Below are 380 nucleotides of genomic sequence, written 5' to 3'. Positions count from 1 at the left end.
TTCGTGCTCGCCTATGCCGACGAGATCGATGAAATCGACGTCAACCCGCTGATCGTCTGCGCCGAGGGCAAGGGCGCCTGGGTGGCTGACGCGTTGATGGTCGTTTCCTCCCCCCTCGCGGGGGAGGTGGCCGCGCAGCGGCCGGAGGGGGTAGCTTCAGAAGGCACCTCCTTGTCGCATGCCGTCGCAAGATGATGTGGAGCACTGCCGCCCCAACCCCCTCCGGCCGCTTCGCGGCCACCTCCCCCGCGAGGGGGGAGGAAACGCTGGAGCACCTGCAATGACCGACGTGATCACCACCCGCCGCGAAGGCGCCATTCTCCAAGTCACGCTCGACCGGCCGAAGGCCAACGCCATCGACCTGAAAACTTCGCGGCTGA

General features: G+C 66.8%; 1 protein-coding gene and 1 pseudogene. Both read left to right on the top strand.

Annotated features, from left to right (window positions below):
* The coding region (locus C7I84_RS29380) for a hypothetical protein (protein ID WP_133170190.1) at window positions 1-195 on the top strand (195 nt) is incomplete at its 5' end.
* Window positions 196-280: 85 nt separating this feature from the next.
* Window positions 281-380 (top strand): annotated as a pseudogene (locus C7I84_RS29375) (carnitinyl-CoA dehydratase); the annotation flags it as partial.

The sequence above is a fragment of the Kumtagia ephedrae genome (genome assembly GCF_003012745.1).
GTDB classification, from domain to species: Bacteria; Pseudomonadota; Alphaproteobacteria; order Rhizobiales; family Rhizobiaceae; genus Kumtagia; species Kumtagia ephedrae.
The sequence above is the reverse complement of the archived record's forward strand: the minus strand, read 5'-3'. Positions and strand labels throughout refer to the sequence as shown.